The 15,658-nt window shown below is 43.1% G+C and carries 13 protein-coding genes; 7 read left to right on the top strand and 6 right to left on the bottom strand.

Translation table 11 applies throughout. From position 1 onward, the window contains the following. Positions 1-59: 59 nt before the first annotated feature. Entirely contained in the window at positions 60-2,414 is a 2,355-nt protein-coding gene (locus tag KXQ82_RS13660; protein ID WP_219488952.1) for an endonuclease MutS2, read from the bottom strand. After that, positions 2,398-3,027, bottom strand: a complete 630-nt coding sequence (locus KXQ82_RS13655) for a DUF4296 domain-containing protein (protein WP_219488951.1) — start codon at positions 3,025-3,027, stop codon at positions 2,398-2,400. Before KXQ82_RS13655 ends, KXQ82_RS13660 begins: the two co-directional genes overlap by 17 nt. Positions 3,028-3,068: 41 nt before the next feature. Between KXQ82_RS13655 and KXQ82_RS13650 the strand changes: the two genes are divergently transcribed. Genes KXQ82_RS13650 through KXQ82_RS13640 form a run of 3 tightly spaced genes read left to right on the top strand, consistent with a single transcriptional unit; the run spans position 3,069 to position 5,493 of the window. After that, positions 3,069-3,761 (top strand): YggS family pyridoxal phosphate-dependent enzyme, encoded by a 693-nt coding sequence (locus tag KXQ82_RS13650; RefSeq protein WP_219488950.1) that lies wholly within the window; start codon positions 3,069-3,071, stop codon positions 3,759-3,761. Position 3,762: 1 nt separating this feature from the next. Then, positions 3,763-4,230 (top strand): GNAT family N-acetyltransferase, encoded by a 468-nt coding sequence (locus KXQ82_RS13645; RefSeq protein WP_219488949.1) that lies wholly within the window; start codon positions 3,763-3,765, stop codon positions 4,228-4,230. A gap of 6 nt (positions 4,231-4,236) precedes the next feature. Next, a complete protein-coding gene (locus tag KXQ82_RS13640) occupies positions 4,237-5,493 on the top strand; it encodes an aspartate kinase (protein WP_219488948.1) in 1,257 nt (418 codons plus the stop codon). Positions 5,494-5,616: 123 nt separating this feature from the next. On the opposite strand, the gene KXQ82_RS13635 is transcribed toward KXQ82_RS13640, so the two are convergent. Continuing rightward, positions 5,617-6,012 (bottom strand): hypothetical protein, encoded by a 396-nt coding sequence (locus KXQ82_RS13635; protein WP_219488947.1) that lies wholly within the window; start codon positions 6,010-6,012, stop codon positions 5,617-5,619. Between the two features lie 64 nt (positions 6,013-6,076). Between KXQ82_RS13635 and KXQ82_RS13630 the strand changes: the two genes are divergently transcribed. Further along, positions 6,077-6,937 carry a YitT family protein gene (locus KXQ82_RS13630; protein ID WP_219488946.1) on the top strand — a complete coding sequence of 287 codons (861 nt, stop codon included), beginning with the start codon at positions 6,077-6,079 and terminating at the stop codon, positions 6,935-6,937. Here the strand turns inward: KXQ82_RS13630 and KXQ82_RS13625 are convergent. Then, the gene (locus KXQ82_RS13625; RefSeq protein ID WP_219488945.1) at positions 6,934-7,614 is read right to left on the bottom strand and encodes an NAD-dependent epimerase/dehydratase family protein; all 681 of its coding nucleotides are present in this window, start codon (positions 7,612-7,614) and stop codon (positions 6,934-6,936) included. The two genes, KXQ82_RS13630 and KXQ82_RS13625, sit on opposite strands and share 4 nt — an antisense overlap. A gap of 106 nt (positions 7,615-7,720) precedes the next feature. Here KXQ82_RS13625 and KXQ82_RS13620 point away from each other — a divergent pair, with 106 nt between their 5' ends. The 3 genes from KXQ82_RS13620 to KXQ82_RS13610 all read left to right on the top strand — a co-directional run bounded on the left by KXQ82_RS13620 (position 7,721) and on the right by KXQ82_RS13610 (position 12,597). Then, positions 7,721-9,058 (top strand): sigma-54-dependent transcriptional regulator, encoded by a 1,338-nt coding sequence (locus tag KXQ82_RS13620; protein ID WP_219488944.1) that lies wholly within the window; start codon positions 7,721-7,723, stop codon positions 9,056-9,058. Positions 9,059-9,327: 269 nt separating this feature from the next. Next, positions 9,328-11,313 carry a KUP/HAK/KT family potassium transporter gene (locus KXQ82_RS13615; protein ID WP_219488943.1) on the top strand — a complete coding sequence of 662 codons (1,986 nt, stop codon included), beginning with the start codon at positions 9,328-9,330 and terminating at the stop codon, positions 11,311-11,313. Between the two features lie 27 nt (positions 11,314-11,340). Further along, complete coding sequence (locus KXQ82_RS13610; protein WP_219488942.1) at positions 11,341-12,597, top strand: sensor histidine kinase; 1,257 nt, start codon at positions 11,341-11,343, stop codon at positions 12,595-12,597. A 53-nt stretch (positions 12,598-12,650) separates the two neighbouring features. Here the strand turns inward: KXQ82_RS13610 and KXQ82_RS13605 are convergent, their stop codons facing one another. Further along, positions 12,651-13,505, bottom strand: coding sequence for an OmpA/MotB family protein (locus tag KXQ82_RS13605; protein WP_219488941.1), 855 nt, complete (start codon positions 13,503-13,505; stop codon positions 12,651-12,653). A gap of 180 nt (positions 13,506-13,685) precedes the next feature. Then, positions 13,686-15,656 carry a DUF3857 domain-containing protein gene (locus KXQ82_RS13600; protein ID WP_219488940.1) on the bottom strand — a complete coding sequence of 657 codons (1,971 nt, stop codon included), beginning with the start codon at positions 15,654-15,656 and terminating at the stop codon, positions 13,686-13,688. Positions 15,657-15,658: the final 2 nt, after the last annotated feature.

Raw genomic sequence — 15,658 nt, 5'->3', positions numbered from 1 at the left:
ACTAAGTCACGAATAAGGGAAATTTAATGTATTAGTGGCAATAATCACCATTCACCACCTTACTTCAAATAAACATACGTTATCCCATCGCCGCCCCTGTCTGCATGCTCATCTTCCATCCTGTCAACTTCGCTATATTTGCGCAGGTACTCGCGTATGAGTTTCCGTAAAATACCATCGCCTTTGCCGTGCAATATTTTTAGCGTGCCGAAGCCCATCATAATGGCCTTATCCAAATAACGCTCTATCTCGTAAAGGGCTTCATCGCCGCGCTTGCCGCGCACGTCTATCTCCGGACTAAAATTAGCCACCGAATCTGTTTGCGAACTGAATGAGCGGCGCACCTCTTTTGGTACTTCTTTTTTAGATACTTTGTGCACCCGGTTCTTTTTTGCAACGGTGCGCAGGTCGCCAATGGCTATAATGAGGTTATCGCGGGCAATTTCCATTACCTGGCCGGTAGTTTCGCTGTCGTTCAGCTTTACCCAGTCGCCAATTTTTATCTCATCAGCTACCGGTTTTAACGGGGCAGGTTTTACCGTGTTTTTAGCCAGTTCGTTGTTCAGCTTTTCGCGAAGGTTTTTGGTGACGTCTTTATCCGCCTGGGCGCTTTTGATTTCTGATATGGTATTTTCCACCAACTTATTCGCGTTCAGGATGATGCTCTTGGCCTCCTGCTTCGCTTCGCTGATGAGGGTACGTTTATTCTCTTCGTAATAAGCTTTCAGTTTTTCATTTTCGGCCTGTAAGGCATTAACTTTGCGCTGCTGTTTTTCGAAGGCTAATTTGGCATCGTAAAATTCTTTTTTATCCCGCTCAAGGTCAACCAATAAGGTATCAACCTTTTTTTGCCCGGCGCTAATTTTGTTGCGGGCAAGGTTCAATACATTCTGTGGCAGACCTATCTTTTGGGCTATCTCAAAAGCGTAGCTGCTGCCGGGCTTGCCAACTTCTAAAATATACTGCGGCTGCATCTTCACGTTATCAAACAGCATCGATGCGTTTTCCAGTCCTTCGGTATTGCTGGCAAATATCTTCAGGTTGCTATAGTGGGTGGTTACCATACCCTTTACCTTTTTATGGTTGAGCGATTCGAGTACAGCCTCGGCAATCGGCCCGCCAAATTGAGGGTCGGTACCGGTACCAAATTCATCTATAAGGATAAGGGTTTTGCCATTAGCCTGCTCCACAAACATTTTCATTTTGCTCAGGTGGGCACTGTAGGTACTCAGGTCGCTCTCTATTGATTGGTCGTCGCCAATATCAACAAATATCTGTTTAAAGGTACCTATCTCGCTGCTTTCGTGCGCGGGTATCAGTAAGCCCGCCTGTACCATCATCTGTAATAAGCCAACCGTTTTCATGCAGACAGATTTACCACCCGCGTTAGGCCCCGAAACCACTACTACACGGTCGGTTTCGTCAATTTTTACATTGAGCGGTACTACGCTTTTCTGCTCCTTTTTAAAACTGAGCATCAGCAGGGGGTGGCGGGCGTTTATCAATTTTATACCGGCATCATTATTCGTTACCGGCATTTCTGCTTCAATATCAATGGCAAACAGGGCTTTGGCACGCACAAAGTCCAGTTTGGTGAGTAAGCCGTGGTACGATAATAAAAGTGGCACATAAGGCCTTAATTCGTCCGTTAGCGCGGTCAGTATTTTTACAATTTCCCGGCGGCGCTCAAACTCAAGGTCGCGAATTTTATTATTGAGCGAGAAAACCTCCTCAGGCTCCATATACACCGTTTGCCCCGAAGCCGACTCATCATGTATAAAACCTTTTAGCTTACGCTTGTTCTCCGCCAAAAGCGGGATACAAAGCCTGCCGTCGCGAACGGTAAGGCTGCCATCTGCCGTCCAGCCACTGGATGTCGCATTTTTAAACACATGGTCTATTTTACGTCGGGCATCCTGCTCTGCTTTGGCAATGCTGCCGGTAATATCCATCAGTTCACGGCTGGCATTAGGTCTTATCTTACCTTTATTGTCAATAACCCGGTCAATATGTTTCAGTATGATCTTCTCTATGGGCAAATGCTCAAACAAGGCCTCCAGGTTAGGGTATTGCCCCTCACGCTCATTAAAATAGCTGATCACGGCAAAAACCGTACTTAATGAAGCCTGTACCTGGAAAAACTCTTCTTCGTTCAAAAAGGTACCTTCTATCTTAGCCTTGTTAGCCAGCGATTTGATATCGAAAAAATGATGAATAGGCAGGGGGGCATCATTTTGCAGAATGTTTTTAAACTCGCTGGCCTGGTGCAAAAACTTACGTATCAGGTCGTGGTTATGCATTACCTGTATCTTATCAACCATTTGCTGGCCCATAATACTAAGGCAATGTGTTTTTATTAGTTCCTTTACCTCGGTAAAACCCAGCTTATCTACACTATTAGTTGGGTACAGCATCAGGAGTAATAATTTTTACAGGGTTTTTATTGTGTTTTGCCTTCCGGATGGAGTCGCGCCTTATTTTGGCTTTTTTGTTCACATCCATTATCACCTTCATTCTCAACTTTGAGGCCTTAACCGAGTCGATCCGTTTTTTTGCCTGTATAAGTTTAACGGAGTCAGCTTTTACTTTTTTAACTGAATCTGCTTTTACCTGCGCCTTTTTAACCGAGTCGGCTATCTGCGCTGTTGTTTTTTGTGATGCCTGTGGTTTAACCTCTTTTACCACCTTGGTTTTAGCTTTCAGCAATGAATCTAAGCGCCTTGTTACACCGGTATAAATATCGTTCATCAGGTCGGGGCGTGTGGCATAGTATTTCAGGCTTTCCCTAAATTGTGTAGTATCGGTATGGTGCATCTTAAAAACAGCCAAATATAAGCCTAAACTATGCTTGGCTAAGGTATCGGGTATGTTGGGCAGGCTTGATATGGTACCATCAACCAGGTGTATATCGGTAAGCAATAAAGCCATCTGATGTTTGGGTATTACATCATCAGGTATGCTTTTATCATCGCTGCAGCTAAATAAAAAGCCCAACCCGCAAAAAAACAAGATCAAATAAAAACGCATTCTGTAATTTAGCACCATTTAAAAGGTAAAATTAAGCATTAATGAGTATTGCAGATAATATAAAAAAATTAAAGGCCGAAATTGAGCTGGTAAACGTGCAACTGATAGCCGTTTCTAAAACAAAACCGGTTGAAGATGTGGAGGAGGCCTACGCCGCCGGGCAGCGTATATTTGGCGAAAACCAGGTACAGGAGATGGTAGAGAAGTACGAAAAGCTGCCTAAAGATATTAAATGGCACCAGATAGGGCACCTGCAAACCAATAAAGTAAAATACATAGCGCCGTTCATCAGTTTGATCGAATCGGTTGATAGTTTGAAACTTTTACAGGAAATAAATAAACAGGCGCTAAAACATAACCGTATTATTGATTGCCTGCTGCAGGTTTATATTGCTGATGAGGAAACTAAATTTGGGTTATCGTTTGATGAAGTGATCGAATTGCTGCGCTCAGAAGAGTTTGCAGAGTTAAAAAATGTACGCATTACCGGCCTGATGGGCATTGCCACCAATACCGAAAGCGAAAAGCAGATTAAAGAAGAGTTTTATGAGCTGCGGATATTTTTCAGCGGCATTAAACAAAGCTTTTTCCGTAAGGAGGATAGCTTTAAGGAGATCTCGATGGGCATGTCGTCCGATTATAAAATAGCGATAGAAGAGGGGAGCACCATGGTAAGATTAGGGAGCACTATCTTTGGTCAGCGTGTTATCAAACATTATAAAAACTTAGAATAATATGCAGGTTGAACTAAGAGTAGCCCGGGTTGAAGATTGCCCCCGCCTGTTAGAATTGATACACGAACTGGCTGTATTTGAAAAAGCACCCGACGAAGTAACCGTTGCCCTGAGCGAGTTTGAAGACGCGGGCTTTGGTAAAAACCCCGTATGGAAAGCCTTTGTTACCGAGGTTGATGACATGATACAAGGTTTTGCTTTATACTACGTGCGCTACTCTACCTGGAAAGGCCGCCGCATTTATTTGGAAGACCTGATTGTAACCGAAAGTATGCGCGGCAAGGGCTTAGGCAAGTTATTATTCGATCGCATCATCCAGGAAACGCAGGAATTTAACTACAGTGGTATGGTATGGCAGGTACTCGACTGGAACCAACCCGCCATTGAGTTTTACCAAAAATACGGCGCGGCTATGGATGCAGGCTGGATCAATGCATCGCTATCACAAGAACAGATATTTAGTAAATAAACATTAATGCAGGTATTCAAATTTGGGGGAGCATCGGTAAAGGATGCTGCCGGTATCATCAACTTAGCTAATATTGTAAAGGCCAACAGCGGTCAGCAACTCCTTATCGTGGTATCGGCCATGGGCAAAACCACCAACGCGCTCGAAAAACTTACCCGTGCCTATGTGGAGCAAAGCGATGATATGCACACTGTGCTTGATGAGATAAAACAATACCACTATGATATCCTCCACCAGCTTTTCGATACATCCGACAAGGTTTTTGAAGAAGTGAACAACACTTTCGTGGAGATAGAGTGGATGATAGAAGATGAGCCGCAGGACGATTTTGATTTTATTTATGATCAGATCGTATCTATCGGTGAACTGGTTTCTACCAAAATTGTGAATGCCTACCTCAATAAAAACGATATAAAAAGTACCTGGCTTGATGCACGCGGGTATATCCATACCGATAATACTTACCGCGAAGGTATGGTAGATTGGGCCAAAACCCGTGCAAGCATCCAACAGGATGTGCCTAAGTTATTAGAAAAGGGTGTAGTAGTTACCCCCGGTTTCCTTGGCGGGACATCCGAGAACTTCACTACTACGCTTGGCCGCGAAGGTTCTGATTATACCGCTTCCATCTTCGCGTCATGCATGCATGCCGAAAGCGTTACCATTTGGAAAGATGTACCCGGCGTGCTCAATGCCGATCCGAAACTATTTGCCGACACGGTAAAATACGATGAACTATCCTACGCCGAAGCTATTGAGATGACCTATTATGGTGCAAGCGTGATACATCCCAAAACAATAAAACCTCTGCAGAACGCCAAAATTCCGTTATTGGTAAAACCTTTCTTGCATCCGGAAGAACCGGGTACCATCATTAAGGAAACTGATTATATCGAGTTTAATACACCGGTAATTATTGTAAAACAGAACCAGGTATTGCTGTCAGTATCAACTAAAGACTATTCTTTTATATCTGAAAATCACCTGGCTGATATTTTTAAACTTTTCGCGCAAAGCCACATCAAAGTAAACACCATGCAAAACTCGGCCATGAGCTTTACCCTCTGTTTTGATTATGATGCCGAACGCTTTGAAAAACTGGCCGCGGCACTGCAAACCGATTTTAAAGTGAAATACAATACCGGCCTCACACTCATCACCGTAAGGCATTACAAGCCTGAATTTGTAAAGCAACTCACCATTGATAAAACTATATTATTGGAGCAAATAAGCAGGAACACGGTGCAGATGGTGGTGAGGTAAGTGATTTCGGATTTAAAAAGCACGTCATTGCGAGGAACGAAGCAATCCTAAACTTGCACTCCGCTATGCATGTCGCCAACCTGTCAATCGAGGATTGCTTCGTGCCTCGCAATGATGTAAAATTTAAATTGCTGTTTTTTTCTCTGCCGGTGCTGTGAACCCCACATACAAAAAGCAAACCGCGTAAAGCGTGTAAATTACCAGTAGTGACCAAAGTAAAGGCGTCATTGTTGTTTTAGAATACACTTTTATGATGGCCATAGCACCTGCAAAAAAATGGATGCCGTTACCCATCGAAATAGGTTTGGCAAATATCCCGCCTATCAAGGCGCTTTTGGCCATCCAGTTCAACATCGCGAAGCCGAGGTAACAAGCTCCCAATAATTGCAGTACAACAGATATGATCATATTTGGCGGTATCAAAAGTGCTTTTACCGTTTCGTCGGGTGCAAAAGTGAGTGCAAGTCCGGCCAATCCCATCACAACTGCACTTGATATCATTAATAGTCTTGTATTCATTTGTTTAATGTCCTAAAGTATTCACCTGGCTAAAGTATACCTGCTTTAGCTTATATTTGGTTCAATGAAAGCCAAATATATTATAAAAGATCTGGTACTGGTTATATTGGGTATCCTCTCTGCCGGGATGGGCATTAAAGGGTTTTTGCTGTCCAGTCATTTTATTGATGGTGGCGTAACCGGTATATCCATGCTGCTGGCTGATATTACAGGCATATCAACATCCATATTTATCTTCGTGATAAATGTGCCCTTTATTATCTTAGGATACAGAAAGTTAGGTACACAATTCGGTATTAAAAGCGCGCTGGCTATTGCCGGGCTTTCCCTATGCATCGCTTTTATCCAGTTTCCCGATGTTACGCATGATAAACTGCTTACCGCAGTATTTGGCGGCTTTTTTATAGGCGTAGGTATTGGTCTTGCCATGCGCGGTGGTGCGGTGTTGGATGGCACCGAAATAGCCGCGGTGCTGGTCAGCAAAAAAACACAGGTAATAAAGGTCAGCGATTTTATCCTGATACTCAACGTGCTGATATTTACAGCGGCATTGTTTCTTTTAGGCGTAGAGCCTGCGCTATATTCTATCCTTACCTATCTGGCTGCCTCACAGATGATAGATTTTATACTGAACGGTATTGAGCAGTATACGGGTATTACCATCGTATCCGTTAAAAGCGAAGAGATCCGTATCGCCATTATTGAAACATTGGGCCGTGGCGTTACCGTTTACGAGGGCAAAAGTGGTTACGGCAAAGACGGCCATATTAACGAACCACGCGATATCATATTTACCGTAGCTACCCGTTTGGAGATCCCCTCACTTAAAAATGTGATACTGCAGATAGACCCCAAAGCATTCATCGTACAACAAAGCATTGATGATACTACGGGCGGTATGTTAAAAAAGAAAGCCTTACACTAACTTACCCGATTGGCCGAAGCTTTAATATCAGGCACCTCCAAAATCTGTTTATCATAACCATATAGGGCGGTGTTTATCATGCCTAAACCCATTTCTTTCATGGTACTTACCCTGTTGGGGAAAATCAGTTTTAACACGGGGTAAAGCCAGCTCAGGTATTTATACAGCTTTAATAAGTTTTTTTGTCCGGGCGTGGCGTGCATATACCCCGGCCTCATATTGTACACATGCGCGAAGGGTATTTTCATCAGGTCGTTTTCGGTTTTACCTTTTACGCGTGCCCACATTAGTTTCCCGGCTTCGGTGCTATCGGTTGATGCGCCGGAGATATATTCAAACGTCATACCCGGGTTTAACTTTACCAGTGTTTTGGCAACATTGGTAGTAAGTGTGTAGGTCATTTTATAATAATCTTCCTCGTTCATACCGATAGAAGATACCCCCGCGCAAAAGAAACAGGCATTATAACCACTCAATTCGCTTTCAATGGGCGACAAGTCGAACAGGTCGGGGTGAATGATCTCCTTTAGTTTAGCATGCGTTCTTCCATTTGGCCTGCGGTTTATCACCAATATCGATTTTACCTGTGGGTGCTCCAAGCACTCCAGTAACACACCTTCGCCAACCATACCGGTGCTGCCCGTGATGATAACGTTTAATTCTTTTGCTGTAGCCATATTTCAAATTTAGGTTTAATTTTTTGGAATAACATTTGAATAACCCCGATCAAAATAACACTGTGATTATTCATATTTTCTTTCTTAATTTATCTAACGCTTAAACATGATACAATCCACCGTACTGATCATCGACGACGAAAAAAAACTATGCGACCTGCTGGCCCGTATTATCGGCCTGGAAGGTTATAAAGTTTTCCAGGCATACAACGCAAAAGATGGCCTGAAGATACTGGCGCACGAGGATATTGGCGTAGTGATAAGCGATGTGAAACTACCCGATGCCAACGGCGTAGAGCTGGTAAAGACTATCAAAGAGAAAAAGCCCTATGTAGAGGTAATTAACCTTACCGCCTTTGGCACCATTGCCGATGGTGTGCTCTCCATTAAAAACGGGGCCTTCGATTACATCACCAAGGGCGATGATAATGATAAGATACTACCCATGCTGAGTAAAGCGATGGACAAAGCACAACTGCAGTTACGCCTTTTTCAGCTACAAAACAAAATTACCAAACGTTATGGTTTCGATGAGATCATAGGCCAATCCAAAGCCATACATGCCGCTATCGATTTGTCAAAAAAAGTATCGGTAACAGATACCACTGTACTGCTTTTAGGCGAAACCGGTACAGGTAAAGAGGTTTTCGCGCAGGCTATTCATTATAACAGTTCGCGCAAAGCACAAAATTTTGTCGCTGTAAACTGCAGTGCTTTTGGTAAGGACCTGTTAGAGAGCGAACTGTTTGGCCACAAGGCAGGCGCCTTTACCGGAGCCGTAAAAGATAAAAAGGGCCTGTTTGAAGAAGCCGATGGTGGTACCCTGTTTTTGGATGAGATAGGCGAAATGAACATTGACCTGCAAGCCAAAATACTCCGTGTGATAGAGAAAGGCGAGTTTATTAAGGTTGGTGATACCAAAACACTGAAAGTAAACGTGCGCATTATAGCAGCCACTAACCGAAACCTGGAAACAGAAATTGAAAGCGGGCATTTTCGTGAGGACCTGTTTTACCGCCTTTCGGTATTCCAGATCATCCTTCCATCGCTTAATGAGCGTAAAGATGATATCGCCATCCTGGCAAAGCATTACCTGAAAGAGTTTGCCAATAAGATCAACCCGGCCATTACACAAATGGACGCCGGTTTTATAAAGCACCTTGAAACCCACCAATGGAAAGGCAATGTGCGGGAGTTAAAGAACATCATTGAGCGCTCTGTTATCATGTGTGATACCCAGATCCTCACACCCGATTTGCTACCTATAGATTTTATTATCGGGCAAGCGCAAGCCATATCCGCATTTGACCTGGCAACGGTAGAAAAACACCACATCCAAAAAATACTGCATTACACCAAAGGCAACAAAACCGAAACCGCAAGGCTGCTTAATATCGGGTTAACTACGCTTTATCGTAAAATAGATGAATACCATTTGAGTTAATATATATTGCTCTGCTGGGGCAAGCAAAGGAGCAAAAAGCGATAATTTATTTTGTCATGCCAGGTACGATACCCAATTCGGCAAGTGTTGCGCCTGCAGCATATTTTTTATGCAACCACCCCATTTTGAAAACCACCCTACCAAAATGGCATGGTATTGAAAATTATTAAAAAGCTCAAAAAATCTTTTTTTGCCAAAATGGAGGGGTATTTATCATAATGGCATTGTGCTTGCCATGGGCTTTTGCAAAAAGCAATTAGCACATTTAAATGAACTCACATCTTAAAAAACTATCTTTTGCCGGTATGCTGGTTACACTCGGTATCATCTTTGGCGATATCGGTACATCCCCTTTATATGTTTTTCAAACCCTGCTGGTGGAAGGGGGCAAGGTAGATACCGCGCTGGTATTAGGTTCCATCTCCTGCATATTCTGGACACTCACCCTGCAAACTACCTTCAAATATATTTTCATTACGCTGCAGGCGGATAATAAAGGCGAGGGCGGTATTTTTTCACTCTACGCATTAGTAAGGCGCTATGGCAAATGGCTGGCTATCCCAGCTATTGTTGGTGCAGGTACCTTGCTGGCCGATGGTATTATCACTCCGCCCATATCGGTAACATCAGCTATCGAAGGTTTAAACCTGGTCCCTGCGTTTTCGCACGCTATCATTCCGGGCAATAACCTGGTGTTGCTCATCGTGATCGGTATTATGGTGGTCTTATTCTTTATACAACAGTTTGGTACTAAGGTGGTAGGCTCTGCATTTGGCCCGGTAATGTTAATTTGGTTTGTAATGTTAGGTGTGCTTGGCTTTGCGCAGATAGTACAATACCCGCAAATATTTAAAGCGTTAAACCCATACTATGGTATCAGGTTATTGGTTGACCACCCGAGTGGCTTTTGGCTGTTGGGCGCGGTGTTTTTATGTACCACAGGTGCCGAGGCTTTATACTCAGATCTGGGCCATTGCGGTCGTAAAAATATCCAGGTAAGCTGGATGTTTGTTAAAACGGCATTAATGCTCAACTATCTTGGCCAGGGCGCATGGGTGCTTATGCAGGCACCTGATAAAAATTTTACCGGCGTTAACCCCTTCTTCGAGATCGTTCCGCATTTCTTTTTGATACCGAGCATTGCCATTGCCACGTTGGCCACCATCATAGCCAGTCAGGCATTAATAAGCGGTTCGTTCACGTTGATAAGTGAAGCCGTGAGCATGAACTTTTGGCCGCGCATCACCATTAAATATCCATCCAACATCCGCGGGCAGATATACATTCCGAGCATTAACTGGATACTGTGTATAGGCTGTATCCTGGTTTCGCTATACTTCCGCACATCGGCCGCCATGACGGCCGCTTACGGCTTTTCTATCACCATAGCCATGCTGAGCACCACCATCCTGATGTCGTACTTTATGCGTTATGTAAAACACTGGCCGTTGTGGGTGGTGGTCATAATATTAGCAGTTTTCCTTACTGTAGAAGGCTGTTTCTTTGTAGCCAACGCGGTTAAAATATTAAAGAGGTTATTCTTTTTAGTGTTCGAGTTTGGTTTGATATTTACCATGTACATCTGGTTCAGGGCGCGTAAGATCAATAACCGCTTTTTACACTTTATCGATCTGAAAGACCAGATACCTATGCTGAATGCGATAAGTAATGATCAATCGATACCGAAGTATGCAACGCACCTTATCTATCTCACCAAAGCCAATAATGCAAAGCAGATAGAGCAAAAGATCATGTACTCCATTATGAGCCGCAGCCCCAAGCGTGCCGATACCTATTGGTTTGTACACATTGAGCGTACCGACGAGCCTTTTACTATGGAGTACAACATTACGCACATCGAAGAAAGTAAGATCATCCGTGTTGAGTTCCGTTTAGGGTTCAGGATACAACCCAAAGTAAACGTGCTGTTCCGCAAAGTGGTAGAAGATATGGTGGCCCGCAACGAGGTTGATATCAGCAGCCGGTACGAATCGTTGCGCCAGTACAAAATAGCGGCCGATTTCAGGTTTATCATCATGGAAAAATTCCTGTCGTACAATAACCTGTTCAACGTTACCGAAGGCTTTATTTTACGCAGCTATTTCGCCATCAAAAAACTGGCGCAATCTGAGGCAAAAGCATTTGGCCTGGATACCAGCGAAACCCGTATCGAAAAAATACCCCTGGTGGTTAAACCGGTTACCAATATCGCGCTAAAGCGTGTTGAGCCAAACCTTGCAGAATTTGCACATTAATAACGACCTTGCAGTATAATTGCAACCATGAGCATTAAAAATAAACTCCGTGCCGGTATCATCTTCCTGTTTTTGCTGGCGCTGCTATGTTCGGGCACGGGGGCTTATTACCTGCAAAAATTAGCTGATGACTCTAAAGCTATTTTGAAAGATAATTACCGCTCGTTAAGTTATGTTGAAGATATGGCAGGTGTTTTAGATAGCACAGGTTTGGATAAACAGCTTATCATCCAATCCATACAACAAGATTTGACGGCACAACAAGGTAACCTGACAGAACGGGGCGAAAGGCAATTGACCGACTCGCTGCAAGCTTTGTTCGATCAATACAAAGCGGCAGATAACCCGGCGGTAGTTTCGGTAGTGGCGCAAAAAATGCGGGCCAATATTTACGCTATTATGAAGTTGAACCGTAATGCCATTGAGCGAAAAGGTAAAACTGCTGATGATACGGCCAATCATGCCCTCATCATCATCGCGCTGATAGGTGCAGGCTGTTTTATGATAGGATTTACGTTTATGGTTAACTTTCCCGATTATATTGCTACGCCCATAACCAGGTTGGCCGAAGATGTTGAAGAGAAAAGCACCCGCAACGAAGCGAAGACCAACTTTATAGCTACTATTTCGCATGAGTTGAAAACGCCTATCGCATCCATAAAAATGAGCTTAAAACTGCTGGAAGATGAACGTATAGGAGCTGTAAATACCGAACAGCGCCAATTAATAGGTAACATTGGCGATGATACCCGCCGCCTGCTGCAAATAACCGGCGAATTGCTGGATATGGCGCAAATTGAAACGGGTAACATCAAAATTAATTTTGGTATTGCCCACCCCAAAGATATTATCGACTATGCCGTTAAAGCGGTAAAATTTATTGCCGACCAACGCCGTGTAAACATTAACGTGAGTTGTGATAACGATATCCCCAACGTACGTGCCGATCTGGATAAAACTACCTGGGTACTCATCAACCTGCTATCCAACGCTATAAAGTACAGCCCCGAAATAAGCGCGGTAGAACTGACGGTAACCGAGCGAAAAGACACCATCGAGTTTTCTGTGCGCGATCATGGTCATGGTATTGAACCACAATACCTCAGCCGTATTTTCGATAGGTATTTTAAAGTACCCGGCGCAACAGCAGGGCAGGCAGGTACGGGCTTGGGGCTTGCCATAGCCAAAGATTTTATCGAAGCGCAATCGGGTAAAATAGGGGTTGAGAGCGAGATAGAAGAAGGCAGCAGGTTTTACTTTTTGCTGCCCGTGAGTTTAGAGTAAATAAAAAATGCCCCTACATTTCTGCAGGGGCATTTGTATAGTTTAAAAAAATCTTACTTATCAATAGGCTTACCAATTAAACCCATAAACTGGTCCAGTTTGGGTGTGATGATAATTTGTGTGCGCCTGTTTTTAACTTTACCGGCATCTGTGCTATTATCGGCTACCGGGTTATATTCGCCACGGCCACCTGCTGTTAAGCGTTTAGGGTCTACGCTATAGGTGGTTTGCAGGGCTTGTACAACTGATGATGCACGTAGGGTACTCAAATCCCAATTGTTGCGGATGTTTGTTTGTTTAATAGGCACATTATCGGTGTTACCTTCTACCAATACATCATAATCCGAGTAGTCAGTAATAATTTTGGCCACCTTGCTTAAAGTAGAGCCCGCTTTGTCAGATATTTCATAACTGCCCGATTTGTACAACATATTATCCGATAAGGAAATATAAACCACTCCTTTTAATACCTGCACATCCACATCTTTTGTTTCGGCGGCACTTAATGAGCGGGTCAGGTTGTTGGTGAGCACCATATTGAGCGAGTCGCTTTTGCTTTTGGCAGCTATCAATTGTTTAACGTACCTGTCCGATGCCGAGATCTGATCGGCCAGTTTAGCAATGTTAACATTACCCTGGTTGTTGCCGGCCAAACATTTATTCAAAGCATCCTGCAAGGCAGACTGGGTTGATTTTGCCGCGGCTATTTGCTCTTCTAAACTGGCAACACGGCTTTTAGAAACATTAAGGTCTTGTGTGGTGCTGGCATAGCGCGCCATTACATCTTTATTATCGGCCTGTAGTTTATCATAGTTTGATTGTAGCTGTGCATATTCTTTTTTGCTTACACAACTGGTGGCTATCGCCGCAATCAACAGTACCGGCAATAGCTTCATATAATTTTTCATAGGGTTGTATGTTTAACAATTTATCATGATCCATTTCATGATCTGCTAAAACCAACAATAAAAAAGTTGTAAAGTTTGAACTTTTTTTGACCGGCAGCATTAACCATAGCAGCTTAAAAACAAAAAAAACGCTTTCCTGATATACAGAAAAACGTTTTTTTACAGGGAATGATATTTCGTTTAGCTTTTCTTTTCTAATACCAAAACAACTTTGTTAAAGTCAGACGAGGCATTGATGATCTTTCTGAATTGCTCGAACTGGTTAAGGGGGTAAAAGGTTTTGCGGTACTCTTCCATAATATGGATAGATAGTACGTTACCTTTTATTTCGTATCCCGATACAAAACCCATAGTTAACTCACCATTATCCAAAAATACCTGGTTCATCTTTAAATCGTTAAGGTTGCTTATGGCATAACCATCGGGAATGGTAAAGTCTATTTTACGTTCTTCAATATGGCCATACTCAATACCCACGGTTTGCTGCCTTGGTTTTTCCTGGTACATTTCAACCTGCGGGCCTATGGCAAGGCCTATTTTTACCAACAGCTTGTTGCCTGCACGCTCTAATAACTCGCCCGATTTTGTTTTTATCTGGATAATTAAAGGCTGGTTGGTAGTGCCGTTCTCAAAATCCTGGTTCTTAATTTCGGATGACAGGATATGATCGGTACTGGATACCGATTTAGCCAATTGTTTGATCACATCTTTACGCTGCTCGTCATTCGCGAAATTGAAAACATCCCTGTAATCAACCGCCGCGTAACCGCCATATATTTGTTTAGAATCAATAGTTAATGAATCAAGGCCTGCGTTAAGCTCTATTTTTGATTCGAGGTTGTTTGTTGATTTGGTATAGTCTTCCAACACAATAGGTTTTATTTCGGCTAATGCCGATGAAACCGTACCTAAGGTTGTTATTTTGCAGAACAGGCCATTTGCCTCGCCCCATGACGGGTATATCCAGGGGAAACGGTAGTCGGGCCGCGAAGGGGCAATAAACTTTTTCTCGGCCGGGAAGTAGAACAGCGGGTTATCGCAGTTGTTCCAGTTTTCAAAACTACGGTCAATAATAAATTTGTTCCTGTCGCCTGCCAAAACTATTTGCCTGTTTATGCCAAGGTTTTGAAAAATAGCGCTGTACAAACGCATGGTACCTATCAGGCCGCCTATTTTGTTGCGTATAACGCTTTCCAGTTTATTGGCGTCTTCGCTATCCATTTCTTCTTTATAGGTATAGCGTTTTTTAACATAACTTTCTACAGCTATAATTTTCTGGGTTTCATCAGCCAGTTTATCCCACCCGTTTTGCGCCACAATCTCTGATGCCTGCTTGTATTCTTTATCCGTGTAAAACGAGTAAATATTGAAAACCCTTTTGGCAAGCTCGTTCCATGTAAATAAGCGCTCGCCACGGCGCGCTTCGTCATTATAAGATAGTTTAAACTCCAACCTGATGAGGTTGGCATCATAAAAAGCATATTTTTCATTTTCGGCACCTGCAATATCTTTAAAATTGCAGGTAATAATGTGTTTGCTATTCAGCAGCGTATCTATGCTGGTTACGGTGCTGTTAAATGGTTTTACCTCGAACCTTAAACGCTCAGGCGCGATAAGTTTAAAGCTCGATGCCATAATTGGTACGCTACCTTGTATCAGTTCCCTGCCAAAATACGATGTGGATTTTTTAAAGGTGTAGAAGTACTCCACCTCGCAGCCTTTTTCAAGGCCATCCATCGCGAATATTTTGTAAATATTGCCGTTGTCTTCTTTTAGGTCTTTAATGTTGTTTTTATCAAGCTCAATGATCTTACCGCCCGGCAGTATAGTGCGTGCCTTAACAGCTATCACATCCGAGCTTTCGCCAATGCCGAGGTATATTTTGTTAAACTCCTCTATCCCACGGTCATCGTTAATATGGATCAGCTTATGAAGGGTATAATACTCTAAAACCTCTTTTTTATCATCAACATATTCAGTTCTGCGGCTATCAGATACAATAACTGCCGATTCTTTTGCATAGGCACCGCTCAGTTGGTGAATAACAGGCTTATCGGCCCATTTTTCTGTTTCGATACCTGTTGTTTGCCCTTGTGCATACTTAACGGCAGATAGTGCCAGCACAGCGAGCAGGATGTGTTTTTTCATCATTG

It is taken from the genome of Mucilaginibacter rivuli (assembly GCF_019391655.1).
Lineage (GTDB): Bacteria > Bacteroidota > Bacteroidia > Sphingobacteriales > Sphingobacteriaceae > Mucilaginibacter > Mucilaginibacter rivuli.
Note: the sequence above shows the minus strand (reverse complement) of the source record. Positions and strands in the feature narration are given on the sequence as shown.

What these genes read in the sequence shown, in the direction of transcription:
- KXQ82_RS13655 (WP_219488951.1), bottom strand. Translation starts at nt 3,027, where the DNA reads ATGCGTTTTTATTTGATCTTGTTTTTTTGCGGGTTGGGCTTTTTATTT.
- KXQ82_RS13605 (WP_219488941.1), bottom strand. Translation starts at nt 13,505, where the DNA reads ATGAAAAATTATATGAAGCTATTGCCGGTACTGTTGATTGCGGCGATA.
- KXQ82_RS13640 (WP_219488948.1), top strand. Translation starts at nt 4,237, where the DNA reads ATGCAGGTATTCAAATTTGGGGGAGCATCGGTAAAGGATGCTGCCGGT.
- KXQ82_RS13610 (WP_219488942.1), top strand. Translation starts at nt 11,341, where the DNA reads ATGAGCATTAAAAATAAACTCCGTGCCGGTATCATCTTCCTGTTTTTG.
- KXQ82_RS13650 (WP_219488950.1), top strand. Translation starts at nt 3,069, where the DNA reads ATGAGTATTGCAGATAATATAAAAAAATTAAAGGCCGAAATTGAGCTG.
- KXQ82_RS13615 (WP_219488943.1), top strand. Translation starts at nt 9,328, where the DNA reads ATGAACTCACATCTTAAAAAACTATCTTTTGCCGGTATGCTGGTTACA.
- KXQ82_RS13600 (WP_219488940.1), bottom strand. Translation starts at nt 15,656, where the DNA reads ATGATGAAAAAACACATCCTGCTCGCTGTGCTGGCACTATCTGCCGTT.
- KXQ82_RS13620 (WP_219488944.1), top strand. Translation starts at nt 7,721, where the DNA reads ATGATACAATCCACCGTACTGATCATCGACGACGAAAAAAAACTATGC.
- KXQ82_RS13660 (WP_219488952.1), bottom strand. Translation starts at nt 2,414, where the DNA reads ATGCTGTACCCAACTAATAGTGTAGATAAGCTGGGTTTTACCGAGGTA.
- KXQ82_RS13630 (WP_219488946.1), top strand. Translation starts at nt 6,077, where the DNA reads ATGAAAGCCAAATATATTATAAAAGATCTGGTACTGGTTATATTGGGT.
- KXQ82_RS13635 (WP_219488947.1), bottom strand. Translation starts at nt 6,012, where the DNA reads ATGAATACAAGACTATTAATGATATCAAGTGCAGTTGTGATGGGATTG.
- KXQ82_RS13645 (WP_219488949.1), top strand. Translation starts at nt 3,763, where the DNA reads ATGCAGGTTGAACTAAGAGTAGCCCGGGTTGAAGATTGCCCCCGCCTG.
- KXQ82_RS13625 (WP_219488945.1), bottom strand. Translation starts at nt 7,614, where the DNA reads ATGGCTACAGCAAAAGAATTAAACGTTATCATCACGGGCAGCACCGGT.